This is a genomic window from Roseibium sp. TrichSKD4 (assembly GCF_000148725.1).
Classification (GTDB): Bacteria; Pseudomonadota; Alphaproteobacteria; order Rhizobiales; family Stappiaceae; genus Roseibium.
Map to the genome: position 1 here is coordinate 57,375 of NZ_GL476314.1, position 21,215 is coordinate 78,589.

18 protein-coding genes and 1 pseudogene are annotated in these 21,215 nt (G+C 54.3%); 13 read left to right on the forward strand and 6 right to left on the reverse strand.

All coding sequences use genetic code 11. From position 1 onward, the window contains the following. The 9 genes from TRICHSKD4_RS12295 to flhA all read left to right on the forward strand — a co-directional run. Window positions 1–1,048 (forward strand): flagellar hook-length control protein FliK (locus TRICHSKD4_RS12295; protein WP_139052094.1); only part of this gene is annotated, 1,048 nt, incomplete at its 5' end. Window positions 1,049–1,099: 51 nt separating this feature from the next. Next, the gene (locus TRICHSKD4_RS12300) at window positions 1,100–1,759 is read left to right on the forward strand and encodes a flagellar hook assembly protein FlgD (RefSeq protein ID WP_009759333.1); all 660 of its coding nucleotides are present in this window, start codon (window positions 1,100–1,102) and stop codon (window positions 1,757–1,759) included. Window positions 1,760–2,053: 294 nt separating this feature from the next. Continuing rightward, window positions 2,054–2,329: a DUF1153 domain-containing protein gene (locus tag TRICHSKD4_RS12305; protein WP_009759334.1), complete on the forward strand. Its 276-nt coding sequence runs from the start codon at window positions 2,054–2,056 to the stop codon at window positions 2,327–2,329. A gap of 316 nt (window positions 2,330–2,645) precedes the next feature. Beyond that, entirely contained in the window at window positions 2,646–4,259 is a 1,614-nt protein-coding gene (gene fliF / locus TRICHSKD4_RS12310; RefSeq protein WP_009759335.1) for a flagellar basal-body MS-ring/collar protein FliF, read from the forward strand. Further along, complete coding sequence (gene fliG, locus TRICHSKD4_RS12315; protein ID WP_009759336.1) at window positions 4,259–5,308, forward strand: flagellar motor switch protein FliG; 1,050 nt, start codon at window positions 4,259–4,261, stop codon at window positions 5,306–5,308. The genes fliF and fliG overlap by 1 nt, the downstream gene beginning before the upstream one ends. A 98-nt stretch (window positions 5,309–5,406) precedes the next feature. Beyond that, window positions 5,407–6,045, forward strand: coding sequence for a FliH/SctL family protein (locus tag TRICHSKD4_RS12320; protein ID WP_208993080.1), 639 nt, complete (start codon window positions 5,407–5,409; stop codon window positions 6,043–6,045). Continuing rightward, window positions 6,042–6,380: a flagellar motor switch protein FliN gene (gene fliN, locus TRICHSKD4_RS12325; RefSeq protein ID WP_009759338.1), complete on the forward strand. Its 339-nt coding sequence runs from the start codon at window positions 6,042–6,044 to the stop codon at window positions 6,378–6,380. The genes TRICHSKD4_RS12320 and fliN overlap by 4 nt, the downstream gene beginning before the upstream one ends. 14 nt (window positions 6,381–6,394) lie before the next feature. After that, window positions 6,395–7,750: a sigma-54 dependent transcriptional regulator gene (locus tag TRICHSKD4_RS12330; RefSeq protein ID WP_009759339.1), complete on the forward strand. Its 1,356-nt coding sequence runs from the start codon at window positions 6,395–6,397 to the stop codon at window positions 7,748–7,750. 21 nt (window positions 7,751–7,771) lie between these two features. Continuing rightward, on the forward strand, window positions 7,772–9,937 hold the full coding sequence (flhA, locus tag TRICHSKD4_RS12335) for a flagellar biosynthesis protein FlhA (protein ID WP_009759340.1): 2,166 nt from the start codon (window positions 7,772–7,774) through the stop codon (window positions 9,935–9,937). A 21-nt stretch (window positions 9,938–9,958) separates the two neighbouring features. Here the strand turns inward: flhA and TRICHSKD4_RS12340 are convergent, their stop codons facing one another. After that, window positions 9,959–10,198 (reverse strand): hypothetical protein, encoded by a 240-nt coding sequence (locus TRICHSKD4_RS12340; protein ID WP_009759341.1) that lies wholly within the window; start codon window positions 10,196–10,198, stop codon window positions 9,959–9,961. A gap of 113 nt (window positions 10,199–10,311) precedes the next feature. Between TRICHSKD4_RS12340 and TRICHSKD4_RS12345 the strand changes: the two genes are divergently transcribed. Both TRICHSKD4_RS12345 and TRICHSKD4_RS12350 read left to right on the forward strand, forming a co-directional pair. Continuing rightward, complete coding sequence (locus TRICHSKD4_RS12345; RefSeq protein WP_009759342.1) at window positions 10,312–10,926, forward strand: N-acetyltransferase; 615 nt, start codon at window positions 10,312–10,314, stop codon at window positions 10,924–10,926. Window positions 10,927–11,155: 229 nt separating this feature from the next. Further along, window positions 11,156–11,734 (forward strand): hypothetical protein, encoded by a 579-nt coding sequence (locus tag TRICHSKD4_RS12350; RefSeq protein WP_009759343.1) that lies wholly within the window; start codon window positions 11,156–11,158, stop codon window positions 11,732–11,734. 16 nt (window positions 11,735–11,750) lie between these two features. Here TRICHSKD4_RS12350 and TRICHSKD4_RS12355 read toward each other — a convergent pair whose 3' ends face one another. Then, window positions 11,751–12,671: a metallophosphoesterase gene (locus TRICHSKD4_RS12355; protein ID WP_009759344.1), complete on the reverse strand. Its 921-nt coding sequence runs from the start codon at window positions 12,669–12,671 to the stop codon at window positions 11,751–11,753. A 459-nt stretch (window positions 12,672–13,130) separates the two neighbouring features. On the opposite strand from TRICHSKD4_RS12355, the gene TRICHSKD4_RS12360 reads away from it, so the two are divergent. Continuing rightward, window positions 13,131–13,538 carry an NUDIX domain-containing protein gene (locus tag TRICHSKD4_RS12360; RefSeq protein WP_009759346.1) on the forward strand — a complete coding sequence of 136 codons (408 nt, stop codon included), beginning with the start codon at window positions 13,131–13,133 and terminating at the stop codon, window positions 13,536–13,538. A gap of 18 nt (window positions 13,539–13,556) precedes the next feature. Here TRICHSKD4_RS12360 and TRICHSKD4_RS12365 read toward each other — a convergent pair whose 3' ends face one another. Then, a complete protein-coding gene (locus TRICHSKD4_RS12365; protein WP_009759347.1) occupies window positions 13,557–14,531 on the reverse strand; it encodes a glutathione S-transferase family protein in 975 nt (324 codons plus the stop codon). A gap of 339 nt (window positions 14,532–14,870) precedes the next feature. Between TRICHSKD4_RS12365 and TRICHSKD4_RS12370 the strand changes: the two genes are divergently transcribed. Next, window positions 14,871–15,371 carry a GNAT family N-acetyltransferase gene (locus TRICHSKD4_RS12370; RefSeq protein WP_009759348.1) on the forward strand — a complete coding sequence of 167 codons (501 nt, stop codon included), beginning with the start codon at window positions 14,871–14,873 and terminating at the stop codon, window positions 15,369–15,371. A gap of 10 nt (window positions 15,372–15,381) precedes the next feature. Here TRICHSKD4_RS12370 and TRICHSKD4_RS12375 read toward each other — a convergent pair. From TRICHSKD4_RS12375 to TRICHSKD4_RS12385, 3 genes and pseudogenes are all read right to left on the reverse strand, one after another. Continuing rightward, a pseudogene (locus TRICHSKD4_RS12375) lies at window positions 15,382–17,448 on the reverse strand (hypothetical protein). Window positions 17,449–17,458: 10 nt separating this feature from the next. Next, window positions 17,459–20,269 (reverse strand): DUF4159 domain-containing protein, encoded by a 2,811-nt coding sequence (locus TRICHSKD4_RS12380; protein ID WP_009759351.1) that lies wholly within the window; start codon window positions 20,267–20,269, stop codon window positions 17,459–17,461. Beyond that, complete coding sequence (locus TRICHSKD4_RS12385) at window positions 20,269–21,192, reverse strand: DUF58 domain-containing protein (protein WP_009759352.1); 924 nt, start codon at window positions 21,190–21,192, stop codon at window positions 20,269–20,271. The genes TRICHSKD4_RS12380 and TRICHSKD4_RS12385 overlap by 1 nt, the downstream gene beginning before the upstream one ends. Between the last annotated feature and the right edge of the window lie 23 nt (window positions 21,193–21,215).

Consider the following 21,215-nt stretch of genomic DNA (forward strand, 5'->3'; position numbering starts at 1 on the left):
AGTGTCAGCTTCTGCCTCAGCAACTTCGGTTGATACCGCTGTTTCGGCAAGCCAACATAAGCCTGTAAATGCCCCGGCTGCTTCTAGGGTCAGTGTGACGCCAATTGCGGAGGAGCCGATTGTTGATCTGCTTAACGTGACCACGGAAGATGGAGCTGCTGAAGCCGAACCGCTTGTGACCGCAGCCGCAAAAAAGAGTGGCGAGCCTGCTCAGCCTGTGGTGCAGCTTGCTCAAGCGGCACAGAATAAGCCCATTCCGGTCAAACAAGGTGGTGGCCTGCAGGCTCCATTGGCTGATGATGCGCCTCCAGTAAGCCTTGCCGATCTGGATGCCGCTGTGGAAGAGGTGCAGCCATCTGCTGCCAGCACAAAGAAAACGCCTGCGGCTTCCCCTGCCGGAGCTGGCAGCGAAGCGCCTCAGCAGGCTCCAGCATCGCCTAAGCCTAAGATTTTGGCCGCCGCTGCAGCACGCTCTGCAGTGAGCCCGGGTGAAGTTGAGTTCGATGCTGAATTTGATCCGGAAGCCGCCCTGCGCCTGACAGGCACAACGGGTGAAAGCACATCAACGGTGCGGCTTGAGAATGTTGTGCGCCCCAATCAGACGCTTTCCAGCCATGTGGCCATGCAAGTGGCCGGAGAAATGGCGCGGAATATTCAAAACGGCCAGACGAAATTCCAGATGCGATTTGATCCGCCTGAATTGGGCCGTGTGGACGTGAAGATGAAGGTGTCTTCCGACGGTAGTGTGCAGGCGCACCTGATTGTCGAGCGGCCGGAAACGCTGGACATGTTCATGCGCGATCAGCGTGGATTGGAGCGGGCGCTTGAGGCTGCAGGTCTGACAGCGGATTCTGAGAACATGAAATTCTCCCTGAAAGATCAGGGGAACTCAGGGTCTCAGTTTGCTGACGGACAGCAAGATGGTGATCAGCACAACGGGGCTTCCGGCAAGGGTGAAGCCGATCAGCTTCATGATCACGACGAATTTGGACCAGCGGTGCCGCTCAACTTGGCGGCAGCCAATGGCGGCCTTGATGTTCGTATTTAACAGAGATTTGGACGCGCCTGATCTAGCGGGCTGCAATCGGGATAAAAGAGTATGACACAAGTAACTGGTGCAACATCTGCGGCCTCGTCTGGAACAACATCCGCTTCACAGTCCCTCAGTTCCAACTATGAGCTGTTTTTGTCTCTGCTGACCACGCAAATTCAATATCAGGATCCACTGGATCCGTTGGACTCAGCTGAGTACACAAAACAGCTGGTGCAGTACTCTTCTGTCGAGCAGGCCATTCAGAGCAACCAACACCTTGCCAAAATGGTTGAGGCCATGCAGGCGGGGCAGGCGTCTTCATATGTGAACTATATTGGGTCTGACATTACCGCTTCAGGGGGTACGGCTACTTTGTCCAATGGCAAGGCCAGCTGGAGTTTCGGCGCGGCTAAGGATGCAACTGGCTCCATCGATATCAAGGACAGTGCTGGCAACACGGTCTATAGCAAGGAAGTCAGTGTTTCCGCAGGATCAAATTCCTTCGATTGGGATGGCAGAAACAACTCTGGCGGAACTGCGCCCGACGGGGCCTACACGATTTCCTTCAATTTGAAGGACGGAAGCGGAAGCAAGGTCAATCCGTCCGCCGAGATCAAGGGTGTGGTTGATGGCCTTGATTTATCGACGGATACTCCGGTTCTGAAGATTGGTGATCTGACGGTTCCAGTCTCTGCTGTGCGCACTGTGAAGGCCGTTTCGTCCTAATTTTGCAAGAAAATTCAAAAAATTTTCGAGAACCTGCCAGAATTTTCAAGGGCAGGTTCTCTCTTGGCGTGCCAAATTGCACGTATTGAGTTGCAATCTGCAATAAATAGCTGATGAAGTTAAAATTTGACCCATTTTTATTAATCGTTGCCGGTCTTTGCCTTAGCTAAGGTAAATAAATACAATTTATGCCAATGTTTATAGTTAATGAATTGTATTTGTTGGCTTAGTCAAATTTTAAGTTGCTGTACCTACACTCAGATTTACCTTGGTCATGGTTAGTGTGAGAGTACAATGACCGAACAAATTCGTTCGCGTGTAAAATACGTCATCGGGCCGGATGGAAGTCCGCTCACTATCGCAGATTTGCCGCCCACTTCTACGAAGCGTTGGGTGATCCGCCGAAAGGCGGAGGTTGTTGCAGCCGTTCGGGGTGGCTTATTGTCCCTTGAAGAAGCCTGCAGCCGCTATACGCTTACAGTGGAAGAGTTCCTTTCCTGGCAAAGCTCAATCGAGAAACATGGTCTGGCAGGGCTGAGAGCCACTCGGGTTCAGCAGTACCGCAACTGATCATTTCTTGATCCAAGAATTAAAGACTGGGGAGGCTGGCTGCGCGCCGGCCTTTTTCGGTTTCGGCATGTTTCACGAGGTGTGATGAAACATGTTTCGCTGTAAAGGTTAACGAGGTGGGCAAATTTTCCCCACCCGAATTGCAAATTGCATAAACAAGATCGGCGGAAATCCGCCAACATCCAGTTCTGACCTCATATTCGTTAACGCCTTGTTAACCTTCTGAGCGGCAAATTTTGCCCAGTGGTTAATGCGCCGAAGGTGTTCGCACCCTCTCGAGCGAAATTTTTGGCTAACGAAAGTCGGGCGGAACTTCGTGAACGGGCTCATCGAATTTATAAAAACACTTGGACCAACACGCGTCGCAGCCATGGGTGCAGTTGCCGCGATGCTGGTGGGGATTTTCGCGTTTATCATTCTTCGCGTTACAGCCCCGCAGATGACAACGCTCTATTCGGATCTCACACTTGAAGATTCCGGGGCAATTGTGTCCCGCCTTGAGGGAATGGGTGTTCCGTATGAACTCGGTCGCAACGGTGCGACGGTTATGGTTCCTCGGGAGCGGGTGGCGCGGCTGCGGATGCAGTTGGCTGAAGACGGCCTGCCGACCGGTGGCTCTATCGGTTATGAAATCTTCGACCGGTCTGACACGCTTGGGGCCACCAGCTTTGTTCAGAATATCAACCATCTTCGTGCTCTCGAAGGTGAGTTGGCACGCTCCATTGCAGCGATTGATCGTATTCAGTCCGCTCGAGTTCATCTTGTCATTCCAGAGCGGCAGTTGTTTCAGCGCGACCAGCGTGCACCGACGGGTTCAATTGTCCTGAATGTGCGAGGCACTCTTGGTCAGGGCGAAATCCGCGCGGTGCAACATTTGGTGGCAACGGCTGTTGAAGGTCTACGCCCGGAAAGTGTGTCTGTTGTCGATGAAACCGGTCGGTTGCTCGCATCCGGCGCGGAAAGCGATGAAGAAGGGATTATCGGGAATTCTCTTCAGGAACGGGTGTTCGCCATTGAATCCCGTCTGAAAGGGCAGGTGGAAGAAATCCTCAGTTCCGTTGTTGGTCCGGGTCGCTCACGAGTTCGCGTTGCTGCGGATGTCGATTTTAACCGCACAACGGAAACGATTGAGACGTTTGATCCAGAGGGCCAAGTCGTTCGCTCCACTCAGACCAAGGAAGAAGCCTCTAGCAGCACTGAGCGGACAAATGAGGTCACCGTTGGCAACGAACTGCCAAACGGGGGTGACAACAATGGCGGTGAAGGCTCAAACGAGGAAACAACGGCGACCGAAGAAATCGTGAACTACGAAATCTCACGTTCGACCAAAACGGAAATCGTTGAAGCTGGCCGCGTACAGCGTCTCTCGGTTGCCGTGCTGGTTGACGGAACCTATGGGCCAAACGCGGATGGCGAGGTGGTTTATACACCACGCACCCAGGAGACGCTGGATCGGATTGCGCTCTTGGTTCGCTCAGCAGTCGGGTTTGATGAAGGTCGTGGTGACATTGTTGAGGTGGTCAATCTGCAATTTGCGGCGCCACCTCAAGGTGATCTAACCGAAGAGCCGGGTCTGTTTGAGTTCACCAAAGAAGATATCATGCGTTTTGCAGAGCTCGGCGTGCTTCTTCTGATCTCCTTGCTTCTGCTCCTATTCGTGGTGCGCCCGCTGTTGCGCCGGATTGTGACACCGGAAGAGCCGCAACCTCAGGAGCTGTTGATTGGTCCTGATGGTCAGCTGATTGCTGAAAGTGAAGTGCCGAGCGAAGATGCTGAGGAAGACGACGAGATGCGGATCGAATGGCTTGAGGAAGCCAAGGCTGCGGGCGCTGCCCAAGCCACGTCTATCAGCAAGGTCGGCGAGATGATTGAAGAGCACCCAACCGAAGCTGTAACCATTGTTCGCGGTTGGCTGGATGAGGCGGCATAATGGCTGAAAGTGTGCTTCAAAATCAACTGACGGTTAGTTCGGATCAGGAAGAGCGTGAACTCAAAGGCTCTGAACGGGCTGCGGTTCTTCTGCTTGCGCTTGGCGAGGTTCATGGCAAGGCGATTTGGAATCAACTGGATGAGATCGAAATTCGGCAAATTTCGGCAGCCATGGCTAACCTTGGACCTGTTACGCCGAAGATGCTGGAAGATCTGTTCAAGGACTTCGTTAAACGGATCGCTTCTAAAGGTGCATTGACCGGAAACGTGGATGCGACTGAACGGTTGCTTACGAACTTCCTGCCCGGTGATCGGGTTTCGATCATCATGGAGGAAATTCGTGGCCCGGCTGGCCGGAACATGTGGGAGAAGCTTTCCAATGTGCAGGAGAATGTTCTCGCAAACTATTTGAAGAACGAATATCCGCAGACCGTTGCGGTGGTTCTGTCCAAGATCAAGTCGGATCACGCGGCCCGTGTTCTTGGTATCTTGCCGGAAGAGCTTGCACTGGAAGTTGTTGGTAGAATGCTGCGCATGGATGCGGTTCAGAAGGAAGTTCTGGAGAAGGTGGAGCAGACCCTTCGGGTTGAGTTCATGTCCAACCTCACGAACACCTCGCGCCGTGACAGCCATGAAATGATGGCGGATATCTTCAACAACTTCGACCGGCAGACCGAAGCACGGTTCCTGGCTGCGCTGGAAGAAGACAACCGCGAAGCTGCTGACCGCATCAAGACGTTGATGTTCACATTCGACGATCTGATGAAGCTGGATGCAGCAAGCTGTCAGACCCTTTTGCGGAACGTGGAAAAGGACAAGCTGGCCATCGCCCTCAAAGGGTCGACGGATACAGCGCGCGAATACTTCCTCGGCAACATGTCATCGCGGGCGGCCAAATTGCTGGAGGACGATATGGAAGCGCTTGGTCCTGTGCGGTTACGTGACGTTGATGATGCCCAAACCGGTATGGTGAATATGGCCAAGGATCTGGCGGCCAAGGGTGAAATCATGATTTCCAAGTCGAACGGTGACGACGAGATCATTTATTGATGGAGCTGGAGGGAAACCTCCAAACACACATGGGCACTATGGTTAGTCCTTCAAAATTTTTGTTCAATGTTGATTTCACCGCGCCCCCGGAGCCAGAGGTGGAAGCGCCGCCCGAGCCTGTTGTGCCGATGATGCCGGTGTCTGAGCATGAACAGCTTCTCAAAAAAGCCCGAGAACAGGCCTTTGAAGAAGGCCGCGTTGCGGCTTTGAAAGAGCACCAAAGTGCGCAAGACACGTTGTTGACGGAAGAGGTTGGGCGCTTGATCGGCGCGGTCGAGGGTGTGCTCGCTCAGCTTGATGAAGCACAGACCGAGCAGGAAAGAGACGCCGTCAGTCTGGCGTTCATGGTGGCGCGGAGACTTTGTGCCCATCTGGTTGCGCGCCAGCCAATGACAGAAATGTTGGCACTGATTACCGAATGCCTCGGACCGCTGCGACGCTCTCCTCATGTTGTTGTGCGAGTTAATGAGAGGGACGTTGAGGCGCTGAAAAAGCGTGTTGACCCGATCATGAATGAAAAAGGCTTCGAAGGACGGCTTGTCATTTTGGGAGAACCCGACATTGGTCGTGGAGATTGCCACATTGAATGGGCGGATGGTGGTATCATTCGAGACCGAAAAGCCATTGAGAAAGAAATTGACGGGAGCATCAAATCCTACCTTCAGGCGCGCGCCGATGAACGCAAGGCTGCGCGGGCAGGATCTGGCTCTGACACTCAGAAGGATCAGGCATCATGAGTGATGAACAAGGTGGCGGTATTCCGCTTGATGAACTGGAAGTTCCCGCTGCCCCGTCAGAAGAAGATGGTGCAACAGGAGCCACTCAGGGTGCAGGTGATCTTGAAGCTGTATTCGATGTTCCAGTTCGCATTTCTGCGGTGTTGGGCTCATCCAAGATGCATGTCTCGGATCTGTTGAAACTGGCCTCGGGCACCGTACTGGAGCTGGACCGAAAGGTTGGGGAAGCAATTGATATTTACGTCAATGACCGCCTCGTGGCGCGCGGTGAGGTCGTTCTGGTGGAAGACAAACTCGGTGTGACCATGACCGAGATCATCAAGACCGACCGTTAAGGGGGGGAACTGGAATGCGGCTTTTGATCGTTGGCACGCTTGGCGGCCAACTCAGTACAGCTTCCAAAATTGCCATGCAGCGAGGGGCGCAAGTCACTCATGCTGATACCATTGAAGGAGCATTGCAAGTGCTCCGGTCGGGTCGGGGTGCAGACCTGTTGATGGTGGATGTGGGCCTCGATATCGCAGGCCTTCTCGATAAACTTCAAACTGAACGTGTTCATGTGCCGCTGGTGGCGTGTGGTGTGGAAACGGATGCTCAAGCTGCCGTTTCCGCCATTCGTGCCGGTGCGAAAGAATACATTCCCCTTCCGCCCGACCCTGAACTGATCGCCGCTGTCTTGTCCGCCGTCGCCGAAGAGCGCGGCGATATGATTTATCGCGATGACGCGATGGCGGCAGTTGTGAAACTGGCAGAGCAGGTAGCCCCGTCCGAAGCGTCCGTTTTGATCACCGGGCAATCTGGAACGGGTAAGGAAATCATTGCCCGTCACGTCCACAAGTGCTCCAACCGTGCGTCAAAGCCGTTTATCTCCATCAACTGCGCCGCCATTCCCGAGCATCTTCTGGAATCGGAACTATTTGGTCACGAAAAGGGAGCGTTTACGGGTGCTGTTGCTCGCCGTATTGGCAAATTCGAAGAGGCAGATGGCGGAACTCTGCTGCTAGACGAAATTTCCGAAATGGATGTGCGCTTGCAAGCCAAGCTACTGCGCGCCATTCAGGAGAAGGTCATTGACCGGGTTGGCGGAAACCGCCCTGTTCCAGTTAATATCAGGATCCTGGCAACCTCGAACCGTGATCTTGCAGAGAGTGTTCGCAACGGCAGCTTTCGGGAGGACTTGCTGTTCCGACTGAATGTTGTGAACCTGAAGCTCCTGCCGCTACGGTCCCGCCCGGCGGATATCATGGCGTTGGCGACGTTCTTTGTAGACCATTATTCAAAGGCAAATGGCGTTCCTCCACGCGAGATTTCAGCTGAGGCCCAACAGGCGCTGAAATCAAATGTGTGGCAGGGCAATGTGCGCGAGCTGGAAAACACTATGCATCGTGCGGTGTTGCTGGCTTCGGGAACGGAAATCACCGTTGATGCGATCCGGTTGCCGGATGGGTCTCCAATCAGTGTTGATCGCGGGCCCGCCGCACAAGCCGCACAGGCGGCGGAAGCTGTGTCGCGAACCTTTGTTGGCAGAACGGTTGCGGATGTTGAGCGCGACCTCATTCTGGACACGCTCGATCACTGCCTTGGTAATCGTACCCATGCTGCGAAAATTCTGGGTATCTCAATCCGGACGCTGCGCAACAAACTGAATCAATATACTGATGATGGGGTGAGTGTACCTGGACCCGGTGAAATGCGGTCTGCGTAAACACGGTAAAAAAGGCGCGTCATGACAGACACCTCGGCAAATGAGGGAAAAGCGGTTCAACCGACCAGCGGACAAAGTACTCCTGCTGCGTCTGGTGGTGCTTCCTTGCCGAGTTTTCAGGATATTTTGGACACGTTGAGGCGGGGTGATGTTGGTCTTGCGACCGGCATCATGGTCATTCTGACGCTCTTGATCCTGCCAATGCCGCCGATCATGCTCGACATGTTTCTGGCGCTCTCAATTGTGTTTTCAGTTCTCGTCTTGATGACGTCTCTGTTTATCCAAAAACCTCTGGAATTCTCCTCGTTTCCGACTGTCCTTTTGATTGCGACAATGTTGCGGCTCGGTTTGAACATCGCGTCGACGCGATTGATCCTGTCAAATGGGCACGAAGGCACGGCCGCTGCGGGAAACGTCATTCAGTCCTTCGGAAATCTCGTCATGGGCGGGAATTTCGTGATCGGGATCATTGTCTTCGCGATCCTCGTGATCGTGAACTTTATCGTTATAACAAAGGGTTCAGGCCGGATTGCCGAAGTTGCTGCGCGTTTCACCCTTGATGCGATGCCTGGCAAGCAAATGGCAATTGATGCTGACCTCAGCGCAGGCCTGATTGATGAAAACGAGGCACGCACCCGTCGGAAGAACCTTGAGGATGAAAGTTCCTTCTTTGGTGCGATGGATGGTGCGTCAAAGTTTGTGCGCGGCGATGCCATCGCCGGCCTGTTGATCACCTTCATCAACATTCTTGGCGGCATATTTATTGGCGTCGCCCAGATGGAGCTGAGCTTTGGTGAAGCAGCAAACAACTACACGCTGTTGACCATCGGTGATGGGCTTGTTTCGCAGATCCCGGCTTTGATCGTGTCGACAGCTGCTGGTCTGTTGGTCTCCAAGGCAGGAGTGCAAGGGTCTGCTGATAAGGCACTCGCGTCCCAGTTTACCGGCTATCCCAAGGCACTTGGAATGTCGTCGGCCGTCATGGTGACGCTTGCGCTTTTGCCGGGGATGCCAGCTATCCCGTTTCTCGGCCTTGCAGCCGTTTCCGGCTATCTCGCATATTCTGTCGGGGCGAAGAAGAAGCAAGTGGAAGTGGAAGCTGCGCAGGAAAAAGCCGTCGCAGAGGCTCCAAAACCTCCGCCCGAGCCGCCGATCACCGACGCGCTCAAGATGGACGAGCTTCGTATCGAACTTGGCTATGCCTTGTTGCCGCTGATTAATGGCAAGGATAACTCTGGCGGCGATATCCTGACCGAGCAAATCAAGGCGCTTCGCCGTCAGATTGCCAGTGACCTTGGTGTGATCATGCCGCCGGTGCGGATTCTGGACAACATTCAGCTTGGCGCGAATGACTACGTCATCAAGGTCAAGGAAGTTGAAGGCGGTCGCGGCAGTCTTTATCCAAACCACTTCATGGTCATGGATCCATCAGGCGGTCAGGTGAACCTGCCGGGTACACAGACCACGGAACCGACATTTGGTCTCCCGGCGACATGGGTGGAAGCGGTCTATCGCGAAGATGCTTCGTTAAGAGGCTACACGGTCGTTGATCCGGCGACGGTCTTGGCAACGCATTTGACTGAGACAATCAAGGCGAATGTGTCCGAACTTCTCACCTATGGCGATGTTCAAAAACTGCTGAAAGAGCTGCAAGGCGAACAGGCTAAACTGGTGGACGACATCATCCCGTCGCAAATCACCGTATCCGGTATTCAACGTGTGCTGCAGGCGTTGCTCAACGAGCGCATTTCTGTTCGCGATCTGGGCACCATTTTGGAAGGTGTGTCCGAGGCTGTTGGCATGACACGCAATACGGACATGATTGCAGAGCACGTGCGCAGTCGTCTCGGTCGTCAGATTTGCGCGTCCAACTTGGCACCCGGCGGTTATCTGCCGCTGATTTCTCTGTCTCCCCAATGGGAGCAGGCTTTCATGGAATCGATCGTCGGGGAGGGCGAAGACCGACAGCTTGCGATGCCGCCTTCGAAGCTGCAGGAGTTTGTCGTCAAAGTTCGCGATGCTTTTGAAGAGGCTGCCCAGCAGGGGGAAGTTCCTGTTCTGCTGACGTCCCGGCAAACCCGCCCCTTCGTCCGGTCAATTGTTGAGCGGTTCCGTGCACATACGACCGTTATGAGTCAGAGCGAGGTTCATCCTCGGGTCAAGCTCAAGACCATCGGCGCAGTCTAAATTTCAACTTTGAAATGGTTCTTAGACCAGAATGTTGACACGGGCCATAATAGCTGTGGTGCTGGCGTAAACGCCTTGCGCGTCGGCAGTTGGGCGGGCCTGAAAGATGCGGTTTGAATTTGTGAAGACAGTCTGCGAGACTGCTTGCCGGAGCTGTTGGCCTTCCTGGATCGCACGGCGTCGCTTGGCCGACCACGCCTTATTGTAGTCGGCGAACGTGAGGCGCTCGTCGCGCTGACGGTAGTTCCCCTTCACTGCCATATAGCAACTGTCAAATATTATGGTTAATGGCGGGTTAAGTTCTCTGCAAATTGCAACTGCTTGCCAATGCTTTGGGGCGCTGGTATCGACCATCCCAGTTCAAAGGAGGTTTTATGTCAGCTGTTTCTCTCGACCTGAATGGGTACACCGATATTCCAAACGACAAGATTGCCTTTGTGGTTACCTTTCTGGAAATGTTGGCAAAACCAAGTGAGACGAGGGTGTGTGAAGCGCCAAAAGGTGTCTCATTGGAACGCTGGGAAACACCGTCTCCTGCCGACTATATCCGCCTTTTTCGTCAAATTGGCGATGATTGGCTTTGGTTCGGGCGGTTGGTGCTCGGCGAAGACAAGCTTGCGAATGTCCTTAAAGAGGAGACCCGTGAAATCTATTGTCCGGTGAAGGATGGTAAGCGGCTTGGATTGCTCGAGATTGACTTTGCGGACCCTAAAAATCCGGAACTTGCCTATTTCGGCCTAGTGCCGGAGGCAATTGGAAGCGGGATGGGACGCTGGCTCATTCAACAAGGTATTGATTTTGTGTGGCGGCGTCCAGAAACGCAACGGTTTTGGCTGCATACCTGCACCGGGGACAGTCCGCAGGCCCTCGGCTTTTATCAAAGCAATGGTTTTCGGCCATACAAGCGTTCCGTTGAGGTGGCGGATGACCCCCGTCATCTCGGTGTATTGGAAGATGTACTTGGCCCTCATTTGCCGAAGCTCGCCTGATCGGCTTAGCGCGGGAGAGATGCAGCTGTCGTAATGGCGATAGCCGTTCATTCAACTGCAAGGGTTGCCCACCTAAAGGCCGCATTCTTGAAATATCGTAAATTTTCGTTAACCATTCTCTGAGGATTGGCAGTGGATGACAGCGATATGCTGCTGTGCTGCGATTATCCGGGCATTTAGAATTGGTTAAACTAAATTAAATTTAGCCTTCAACGGAGTCGGGCCCCAAATGTCGGAAGCGCAAGATAATGTCGTTCCTCATACCCGTGTACGGTCCCTGAGAGATGCGATCCGCAAAGTCCAGCTTGGAGAGGCAGAGCGTTCGGATGTTGTTGTGGAGTTGCAGGAAACAGAACGTGCACGTCTGGAAATGCTTGCTGATGAACTGAAGGATGTCTTCAAGGAGATCCCGGAGGATGATGACCAGTTCACTCTGCAGGTTGTTTCTGGATCCACACCACGGTTTTGGGTGGATATGACCAGTCATGTGGTGGTTGGTGGTGATCGTCAGACTTATCGTTTCCTGAAAGACACCCGTCTCGGCCGTGTCGTTGTTCTGGAAACATCTGTTCTGGATGATATGGCGGATTGTGTGACCGAATACATCGCTGAACGAATTCTTGAACGCGAGAAGGCGATTGAGGGTGACTGGTTCAACAATCGTCTGCGGCAGGCCGCGCATGAACAATCCGTTGCCAAGGTTCAGCAATCGTCAAATTGGCCGGGGATCATTTCCGGTTTCCTGTTTGGGGCTGCAGTTGGCATGATCGGGTTGATCGCATTCGCGTGGTTTGCCAATCCGGTCTGACTCATTCAGCGCCAACTCAGCTTTTATAAAATCCGGACAAATCTCGTGACCGGATTTTTTCTATTTGAGAGTCCGAACCTGTAAACCCGCGTTCGGTCATTTGAACGTTCCAGTTTCTGGCTGATCCATCAATTTCAAAAATATTATAACGCGCTGCCGGTTTTTTGCCGCCGGGGGCACTGGTTGCGGAGGGAACCCCAATCACTGGAACCGGACCGTTTGGTCCTTCGATTTCTTTAAAGCTATCGATGTGTGTGTGCCCATGAAGCACAAGTTCCGCGCCAACACGTTTGATCATTGCGCGAACGCGTGAGGCGTCAGACAGACGCTTGTGCCAGTTGGTGGCTTTGGGGAAGGGCGGATGATGGATCATGACAACGCGAAAGAGGCCTTCGTCGCCAAGTTCCTTTAACGTATCGCGCAAGGCGCGGCTTTGCTTGCTACCCACCCGGCCAGTTGCAAACCATGGGCCTGTTGCCCGCGCAGTTGAAACGCCGACGAGCGCAATGTTTTTTCGACGGCGAACGAAGGGGAAGCTGGCTTCATCTGGGTGGTCAGCAGCTAATCCATTGTCCGCGCTCATATATGGGAGCCATGCGTCGCGGGCCTTCTTCAAGGCTCCGGGAACATAAGCGTCGTGATTGCCCGGAACGACGGTGACATGTTCCGGTGACCCAACACCTTCAAGCCACGTTCTGGCGCCAATGATTTCAAGGGGAAGTGCGATATTGACCAAATCCCCGGTGATCGCGACATGATCCGGGGTCTGGTCTTGCATGTCGGCAACCAGTTGTTCGAGATGGTTGCCGCCCATGTTTTTCGAGCGGTGCTGCCACCAATTCAAATATCCGAGGATACGCTTTGAAAAAAGCTGTATCAGTTTTGGATTGGGCAGTGGGCCAAGATGAGGATCAGAAAGATGTGCCAACTTCAACATGATGCGCGCATCATGTGTGTCCGCGGTGATCCGTCAAGCAAAATAGCACGCTGTGGGCCAGTCACATGTTGACGACCCATCAACCGAACAGATCGTTAGATCAGTTTGTTGGGAACGTGGTCAGAGCTGCGGAAACGCGCGGATTGGTCAGGTCAACAGCCGGCTTCCAAGTGTAGTTGTTCGGACGACGACGGTTTGAAAAAAGGGCCTTAAGCATCGGTTTGCTCACTAAAGTAGCCAAAAAGGCTGGTTGATTGTTGACGCTTATGTAGGTCTGGATGCTCAAAAAGAGTAGGTGCTATTTTGGTAAGTCAGGCCTGCGTTTCTTGCATGGGTAAGTAAAGTAAGTAGTATTTAGTAAGTTGTTAATGTGGGTTTACGATGATTTCACTTCTGTCTCATTTTCCGAAATATTTGGTCCGAATTCTCATCGAAACCACAGGACTCTTTCGTCGGGGCATGACGATAGGTGCCCGCGTCATTGTTTTGAATGACAAGGGGCAGGTGCTTCTCGTCCGCCACAGCTATCTGAAGGGCTGGTATTTGCCCGGTGGGGGCATTGATCCGGGTGAAACAGCAGGAGAGGCGGCAGCTCGAGAAGTGCTCGAAGAAGCGGGTGTCCGGGCAACTGAACCGCCAGAACTGTTGGGGCTGTTTTTAAATAAGCGCGGGATGGGCCGTGATCACGTGGCCCTTTATGTTCTCAGAGATTGGGAGCCGACAGATGTGTATTTGCTTCCAAATCGCGAAATCCTCGAGGCTGACTTTTTTGATCATGGTCAGTTGCCGGAAGATGTAACAGACGCAACACGCGCGCGGCTGGACGAATTTTCAAAAGGAAAGCTTCCGACCAGCTCTTATTGGTAGAGCTGGCGGGGAAAACGGTTATGCCGCTGCTGGCAGGCGGCCACGATCATGAGGATGATCCAGATCGAGCTGCGGGCCGACAGGGACAACGCGTGTTGGATTAATGGATTCATGCGAGCCGTAATAATGTTCTTTGATGGTCGCCATTTCGACCGACTCGGCGACCCCCGGTATCTGGTAGAGCTCTCGCAGATAGTTGGAGAGGTTGGGATAATCGTTGATCCGCCGGATGTTGCATTTGAAATGTCCGACATAAACGGCATCGAACCGCACGAGCGTTGTAAAGAGCCGCCAATCAGCTTCGGTCAAGCGCTCGCCTACTAGATACCGCTGATCCTCAAGCCGCTTTTCCAGCTGATCGAGAGTGGAAAACAGCTCGGTTACTGCTTCCTCATAGGCTGATTGCGTCGTTGCAAACCCGGCTTTGTAGACCCCGTTGTTCACCGAATGGTAGATGGTTTCGTTGATCTCATCGATCTGAGGCAGAAGCGCATCCGGGCTCAGGTCCAACGTGGACCCGGTCAACTTATCAAAGGCGCTGTTGAACATGCGGATGATTTCAGCAGATTCGTTGCTGACGATTGTCTCTGTCTTCTTGTCCCACAGGATCGGTACGGTGGCGCGGCCGGTATAAGAAGGATCCGCTTTCACATAAAGATGCCAAGCAAAGTTTGCCCCGTTTACGGGGTCCGGCTCTTTGAAGCTCCAACCGTTTTCCAGCATCAGCGGCTCAACTGCGGTCACCGGGATAATGTCTTCCAGACCTTTCAGCTTCCGGTAGATCAGCGTGCGATGCGCCCAAGGGCAGGCGTAGGACACATAAAGGTGGTAGCGGTCACGCTCGGCTTTGAAGCCGTCATTGCCGCTTGGGCCGGCTTCACCTGTTTTTGTGATCCAGTTTCTGAAGGCGGCGTCCTTGCGAACGAACTTTCCCCCGGTGGACTTTGTGTCATACCATTGATCTGTCCAGACCCCGTCGACCAACAACCCCATGATCCTGCTCCTTTGACCGTATTCCTTGGAGATGTGTATATCAGGCTTACCATTTCAACGGACTGGAAAGACTGTTCATGCAAGGTGAACAGTGCCTTGTGCGGCATGAATGAATTTTGGGACTGGACCGGATTAAAAACGCGTGCTAATCGACTGCGCATTCTGGCCATCAGGATTGGCTTAGTTGAGAGAACTCATGGCATTTGGTCTTACATTGCGACGACGAACCATCCGACGAGATAGCACTCGTCCGATCCGTCGCGGCTGACCACTTCCCAAAAATCAGGAAACAGGGACATTGGCAGGCGCGTTATGAATGATTCACGCCTGGAAGATCCAATGAAGCCGGAAAACTGGTTTATTCGCCTCGAAGTCCCACACGACACCCTTGAAATCGACGCACTTCAAGAAGCTGCCTTCGGGCCGGGCCGTTTTGCGCGGACTGCATTTCGCATTCGCGAAGGTGTTGCGCATAGGCCAGATCTGAGCTTTGTCGGTCTTTCTGGGGCGACACTTGCCGGTTCGGTTCGCTTGACAAACATCCGGATTGGACAGACATCGGCGCTTCTTCTGGGGCCGTTGACTGTCGCACCGGAGTTCAAAAGCCGGGGGCTTGGCAAAGCCTTGATGCGGACGGCTCTTGATGCAGCTGCGGCCGCGGGAGAGACTGCAGTGCTCCTTGTTGGGGATGCAGCCTATTACAAGCCTTTCGGGTTTCAGAATGTACCCATTGGATCAATCATGCTTCCCGGCCCCGTCGATCCTGCGCGTGTGCTGATTGCACCGCTAAACGGCGCAGATAGTCCCAAAGGTATCGTTCAAAAGCCGCGAGTTGACTAGGGTCCTGACCCTAGCGTCCTTCGCGATACCAGGTCGCTGTTATTGCGCCCAGTAGCAAGGCAAGGCCGAGTAATCCAAGGAACAGCGGATACCGATCAACTCCGTTCAAAACCGTGGCGTTGCTTGCCTTAAAGCCGATCCAGCCATTTCCGGAGAAGTTCGTAGCGTTTTGAAGGGCGACGGTGCGTGGAATGGCAAGCGAACTATCGGCTATTTGCAGGCGCTTTGTGGACCCGCTTGTGGCTTTGTTAAGCGGAGCCAGATTGTCACCGGTTGAAAGGACGTCGGTATATTCTTTCGGGTTTTGTGGACCGGCGTGAACCAGGCCGGTCATTGATCCGTCCGTTATGGAGAAAAGCCCGGTTTCAGTGACGGGCATCGCGCCGCGCCATAGCCCCGGATCGGCTTCGGTCATCGTCAAGGTTGAGGTTTCACCTGTAGGGGAGGTGACGGTCACATCACGAATGCTCTCAGCAAGCGTTTGGCGTTCGACAATGAGTTCCGGCCCGCGCATGGCAACGCGCAAGGCTTCTTCTTCCAAATCCGGTTCCTGCATCAACCAATGGCCCAACCGCCGCAGCAGAGGGACATGTGGACCTCCGCCCTCATAGCCGCGGGCCCACAGCCATACATGGTCTGACAACAGCAGAGCGACCCGTCCTTCATCCACCCTGTTTAGAACGAGGAGGGGGGTATCTTGTGGGCCGGACATCAGATGTTTCCAGCATCCACTTCCGTATTGACTGCTCTGAACCAACGGCTCCAGGCCGGTGGCGTTTGGCTTGCTCCGGGCAAACCACGGGTCACCGGGTGCCGCTCACCCAGTTTTGCAGCGTCGCATGGAAAGGTTCTTCCAAATTGCGCCAGTTGGCGGGCAGAAGATTGGAGCAGAGTGTGCGGTATAGCTGCCGCCTTCTGCATAGTCCGGTCCGCTGGCCAAAAGCACTGCCCCGCCATTGCGCACGTAGCGCGCAATGTTGTCGAAATAGAGCATTGGCAACACGCCGCGCCGGACATACCGGTCAAAGATAATCAGATCGAATTCGTCAATCTTGACGGAGAATAGTTCGCGGGTTGGAAACGCGATCAAGGACAGCTCATTGATTGGCGTGCCGTCCTGTTTTTCCGGGGGGCGCAGGATCGTGAAATGAACCAGATCAACCGAAGCATCGGACTTGAGGAGGTTTCGCCAGGTTCGTTCGCCTGCATGGGGCGAGCCAGAGACCAAAAGCACTCTCAGGTTTTCGCGAATCCCATCGATGGTGACAACAACACGATTGTTGAGTTCGGTGAGTTCTCCATCAAGCGGAGCGGCTTCAAATTCAAAGATGTTGTTGCCGCCATGGGTGATCTCTATCGGTATGTCGATGGTGCTTCCAACAGTGGCTGAACGTTCGCTGATGATGTTGCCATCCTGTTTGATCGACAGCCGCACACGAGAAGGGCCGCCCGTGCCTGCCCCTTGATCTTCAATGCGAACCGAAACAAGTTGCTCTGAGCCGACAAGCCCGAAACGGGGCGCCTTGTGAAGCACAAGACGGCGGTCTTTTTCATCTGCCGAACCAGTTATCAGGCTGTGAACAGGCGCGCTGAAGCCAAGGCTCGCGGCTTTTTCGGGAATATCGTGAACCTGCCCATCTGTGATGAGAACCGCGCCGCCGACACGTTCCGGCGGCACATCGGAAAGACCGTTTGCGAGCGTTTGGAACAGCTGCGTGCCGTCCCCGCTGCCGTTGTTTCTGGCTTCCAGAACACGAACATCAAACCCGTCCAGCGCGTTCAGACGGCTTTTCAGTTCACCTGCGGCTGTTTCTGTGGTGGCAAGCCTGTCATCCAGTTTTTGGCTCTGACTTTTGTCGACAACAACGGCTACCACGCTGGAGAGTGGACTACGGTCTTCGTGCTCTATGGCGGGGTTGGCAAGCGCCAGGACAACCAAGACAAGCGTTAAACCTCTGAGCACCCATCCGCGCATGCTCAACAGGCCCAGCAATCCCGTGGCGACAATGGCAAGAAGAATGGCAGCCGAAAGCGCCCAAACAGGGATAAGAGGTGAGAAGGAGATTGACCAGATCATGGATGTCTCCTCATTGTCCAAGCCGTTCCAGCAGCGCAGGAATATGCACCTGATCCGCCTTGTAGTTGCCGGTAAAGCTGTACATCACGATGTTGACCCCAGCCCGGAAGGCGTAATCTCGCTGATTGGGATCGTTGGGAACTGTCGGGAACATGAATGAACCCGATGCGTCGATGGCCCATGCGGCGGCAAAATCATTGCCGGTAATCAGAACCGGAGAGACTCCGTCTCCCGCTCGAACAGGGCGACCGCTGCCTGTTGTTGCGTCGCCGCTACCTTCGACCCACAACGGGCTGGTGGCGTATCGTCCCGGAAAGCTATCCAACAGATAAAAGGCTTTTGTCAGCACATGATCCTGTGGAACCGGTTCCAGAGGCGGGATGTCGAGATCATCCAGGATTTCTCGCAGCTTTAATGTGGCCGGTGTTGTTGAGAACCCGGTAGTGCCTACGGTGATGTGGTCACGCGTATCAAACAGGATTGTTCCACCGTTGCGCATGAAAGTGTCAATTCGCGACATGGTGCGCGCATCAGGGACTTCAAGCGACGGATCAAGTGGCCAGTAGAGAAGGGAGTAAAACGCCAGTTCATCATTGGCAATGTCCACACCAATGGCGTCGCCCGGTTCCAACGCAGTGCGCTCTGACAAAAATTGGGTCAATCCATTGAGGCCTGCCAGACTTGTTTGATCAATCTCGGCAATTCCGGTTTTCACAAAGGCAAGCCGTGTTTGCAGGGTCGATTGCAAGGCCTGATAATCATCTGCTATCGTCTCTTGCGCTAAGGCTTTGTCTGCCATCGGCAGGAGAAGGGTTGCCAGGATAACAACGCTCGCAAGGCTTGAACCCCGCACTTTGAGCCGACTGACAGCTCCGCCCATTGCTAAAACGGCAATTACGTCCAGCATCAACAAGATGAAGGCGAGGGAGAACAGAATGGCGCGCAGATCAACAGGATCAGCGGTTGGATACTCTCTGACATCCACATTGTCTCCGAACGTATCGGTGTTGAGCGCCGCAAGCGTGTCGTCCGGTTTCAAAAGGTTCAAGGCGCGGAAGCCGTCTTCTGTTCCATAAAGACCCGGCGGTGTGGTGCGACTTGCAGCTGAGTCAGCGAAGTCTCGCGCTGCAATCGGAGGAACGTCCGCAGGCGGTGAGGTAAAGTTGCCATATCCATCCAGCAAGCGAAGCGGCGGCAATGTGCCTTGCTCTGTGCCGTCTTCGGTGTTTGTCACAGATACAGCGTTGGAAATGGCCAACATGCGGCGCAGCATTTCCAGAAATGTTCCAGACAGTGGCAAGTTTGACCAGGAGGTATCGGCTGTCACATGGAAAAGCACGATGGTTCCTCGGCCAAAGGGCGTTGCGGTCACCAGCGGTGTACCGTCTTCCAGCATTGCCCAAGTCTTGGACGGAAGTTCGGCCGTTGGTTCAGCCAAAACCTGACGGCTGACAATAACATCCTTGGGAATTGGCAGTCCCGCAAAGGGAGAGTTGTCAGAAAACTCGGTAAGGCGTTGAGGTTGCTTCCACGACAAGCTGCCTCCCAACGAGCGGTCCCCGGAGCGCAAGGTCACGGGTGTCAGGCGGTCCGTGCCGCCTGCTGTTCTCGGGCCTGCAAAACGAACGAGAGTTCCGCCGTCGCGCACCCAGCCCTCAATCGTCTCTAGCGAAAGATCAGGAAGCCGACCGATATCGGCAAGGACCAGAACGGAAATACCGTTGTCCAGCAATTCAGGGACCGCAGTGTCCAAATCGCCTGATTTTGGCTTGCGCAGGTCGGAAAATGGGTTGAGCGCCCGCTCAAGATAAAACAGAGGGGAGAGGAGTGGTTGGGCCAGATCGCCGGATTGTCCAGAAATAATGCCGACCACTCGGCGGCGCCAGCTGTCATCAATCAGCTGGACCGATGCTGCGCTCGATGTGCCCTTGATTTCGAGACGGGCAATTTCGTTCCGCAGTTCGCTTGGAATGGTGAAGCGGGCCTCTGTCTCCAGGGCGTTGTTTTCAAATGATACGGTTGCCTCGCCGAGTGAAAGCCCTTTGATGTCGAGTGCCTGAACAGTGGCGGAGGAAACCGTGTCTTCCGGGTGGCGGGCGACTATAATACTCAAGGCTTCTGACGTGTTTTCCGGGGCCTTGAGCGCTTTGTGCGGGGTCAGTCCGGAATAGACTGTCAAAGGGGCATCGCTGATAATTTTGGCAAGATCGGCCGAGAAAGCACCGGGGGAGGTGCCTTCCGAATTATCGGAAAGGCAAATAACGGCTACGGGGGCGGTCTCATTCGCAGCTTTGCGAAGTCCAATCACTAACTCTGATCGATTGGGAGCATAGGGGCGCGGTTTGATGGCGCGAAGACGTTCCAGGGCGGTAACAGCTGCTTCTGGAGCCAGGTTTTGGGACGGGCCATCAGCTGTCGCAGCGAACAAGACCGGTCGACCCTCACTTTGGGCCGCTTCCAGTATTTGTTCTGCAGTGCGAACTTGATCGTCCCAGTGTTTCGATGATTGCCAGCCATTGTCCATCAGCAGCCAGAAGACATCGTCTCCAGATTGAACTGTTTCCATGGGGCGCCAGATTGGGCTGGAAAGGGCAAGGATTAAGCACGCGGCAAGCAGAAGGCGCAAAAGGGTCAGCCACCAAGGACTTTTTTGCGGTGTTTCTTCGTGCTGCTCAATGTCCAAAAGGAGGCGGGTCGGCGGAAACGCAACTTCCCGCGGGCGCGGCGGTGTCAGCCGCAGCAGCCACCAGATCACGGGCAACAAAAACAATGCGGCAAGAACCCATGGGGCACCAAAGGCAAGTGGGAGGCCTGAAAACATCAATACTCCTCCCCGGTTGCGAGGGCTTCTGCTGAGCCAGAAAGGGCACTGTGCAGGACCAGCAGCGGTTCAGCGGCGGAGCGGTCTGTGTGATGCACCGTGTAGGTCCATCCGGCGCGTCGGGCGATGTCTCTGACGGTAGCCCGATGGGTCTCCAGGTTCTGGTGATAGGATTCGCGCCATTTTTCTGCGCGGCCAGTCGTCAATTTCAGTCCGCTTTCAGGATCGAGAAATTCAACGCGCCCGTCGAAAGGGAAGGTTTCCTCAATGGGGTCGAGCACCTGCACCAAATGGCCTCTGGCTCCTGTGCCCGCCACGTGATGAACCCAAGCTTCAATTTTGTCGACCGGATCCAGAAGATCCGAGATCAGGACAACATCCGAAAACCGCTGAATTCCGGTTGTGTCGGGAAGAGCGGCAGGTTTGCCGAGGTGGGCGAGGGCACTGGCGAGCCATTCAGCAGCTTTTCTATCTGAAAATGCTCGGGTTACCCCTGTCAGGCCAATGCGTTCTCCCGTATCAGCCAACATATCCGCCAGCGCCAGCATCAAGACAATGGAACGGTCCCGCTTGGAGGTGGTCGACAATCGGGACTGGAATGCCATGGAACTGGAAAGGTCAGCCCATAGCCAAACTGTGTGAGCTGCTTCCCATTCCCGTTCGCGGACATAAAGATGATCATCGCGTGCTGAACGCCGCCAGTCGATGCGTTTGGCCGGTTCTCCCATGACGAACGGTCTGAACTGCCAAAAGCTCTCACCGGGGCCGGCTCTGCGCCGACCGTGCCAGCCTGCGATAACAGAGTTTGCGACATGGCTGGCCTCAATCAGAAGGTCCGGCAAGGCTTCGGCAACCGAGCAGGCCTCGCCGATCATGTTGGGCCAGTTGGCCTGATCTCCGATGTCCTTCTGGACCTGTGCCATGGTACCGCGTCTCCCTTTGTGCT

Bases quoted from the DNA above. Each gene is read 5' to 3' on its own strand.
- fliN (WP_009759338.1), top strand. From the start codon at position 6,042: ATGAGTGATGAACAAGGTGGCGGTATTCCGCTTGATGAACTGGAAGTT.
- TRICHSKD4_RS12385 (WP_009759352.1), bottom strand. From the start codon at position 21,192: ATGGCACAGGTCCAGAAGGACATCGGAGATCAGGCCAACTGGCCCAAC.
- TRICHSKD4_RS12365 (WP_009759347.1), bottom strand. From the start codon at position 14,531: ATGGGGTTGTTGGTCGACGGGGTCTGGACAGATCAATGGTATGACACA.
- fliG (WP_009759336.1), top strand. From the start codon at position 4,259: ATGGCTGAAAGTGTGCTTCAAAATCAACTGACGGTTAGTTCGGATCAG.
- TRICHSKD4_RS12345 (WP_009759342.1), top strand. From the start codon at position 10,312: ATGTCAGCTGTTTCTCTCGACCTGAATGGGTACACCGATATTCCAAAC.
- TRICHSKD4_RS12380 (WP_009759351.1), bottom strand. From the start codon at position 20,269: ATGTTTTCAGGCCTCCCACTTGCCTTTGGTGCCCCATGGGTTCTTGCC.
- TRICHSKD4_RS12360 (WP_009759346.1), top strand. From the start codon at position 13,131: ATGACGATAGGTGCCCGCGTCATTGTTTTGAATGACAAGGGGCAGGTG.
- TRICHSKD4_RS12355 (WP_009759344.1), bottom strand. From the start codon at position 12,671: ATGTTGAAGTTGGCACATCTTTCTGATCCTCATCTTGGCCCACTGCCC.
- TRICHSKD4_RS12350 (WP_009759343.1), top strand. From the start codon at position 11,156: ATGTCGGAAGCGCAAGATAATGTCGTTCCTCATACCCGTGTACGGTCC.
- TRICHSKD4_RS12340 (WP_009759341.1), bottom strand. From the start codon at position 10,198: ATGGCAGTGAAGGGGAACTACCGTCAGCGCGACGAGCGCCTCACGTTC.
- TRICHSKD4_RS12305 (WP_009759334.1), top strand. From the start codon at position 2,054: ATGACCGAACAAATTCGTTCGCGTGTAAAATACGTCATCGGGCCGGAT.
- TRICHSKD4_RS12370 (WP_009759348.1), top strand. From the start codon at position 14,871: ATGAAGCCGGAAAACTGGTTTATTCGCCTCGAAGTCCCACACGACACC.
- TRICHSKD4_RS12300 (WP_009759333.1), top strand. From the start codon at position 1,100: ATGACACAAGTAACTGGTGCAACATCTGCGGCCTCGTCTGGAACAACA.
- flhA (WP_009759340.1), top strand. From the start codon at position 7,772: ATGACAGACACCTCGGCAAATGAGGGAAAAGCGGTTCAACCGACCAGC.
- TRICHSKD4_RS12330 (WP_009759339.1), top strand. From the start codon at position 6,395: ATGCGGCTTTTGATCGTTGGCACGCTTGGCGGCCAACTCAGTACAGCT.